Here is a 368-nt window from a genome sequence, read left to right as displayed (position 1 = left end):
ACGGTGACGGCGGTGGATGACACGCCAACGGCGACCGATGACAGCAATACGGTGGCAGAAGACGGCTCGATTACCGGCGCTTCGGTTGAGGGTAACGACACCTTAGGCGGTGACGGCGGCGACTTAGCGACCGCGTTCAGCTTGGATACCGACGTGTCTAACGGCACCTTGACCTTCAATGCTGACGGCAGTTACGACTACAGCCCGGATGCGAACTTCAACGGCACCGACAGCTTCACTTACATCATCACCGATGCTGATGGCGACACGGACATCGCGACCGTAACCATTTCGGTGACGGCGGTGGATGACACGCCAACGGCGACCGATGACAGCAATACGGTGGCAGAAGACGGCTCGATTACCGG

The 368-nt window shown here is 59.2% G+C and carries 1 protein-coding gene; it reads left to right on the top strand.

Translation table 11 applies throughout. From position 1 onward, the window contains the following. On the top strand, nucleotides 1-368 hold a 368-nt coding region (locus GJS41_RS11360; RefSeq protein WP_195758388.1), incomplete at both ends, for an Ig-like domain-containing protein.

Origin of the sequence: Kangiella sp. HZ709 (assembly GCF_009674675.1) — a bacterium.
Lineage (GTDB): Bacteria > Pseudomonadota > Gammaproteobacteria > Enterobacterales > Kangiellaceae > Kangiella.
The sequence above is the reverse complement of the archived record's forward strand: the minus strand, read 5'-3'. Positions and strand labels throughout refer to the sequence as shown.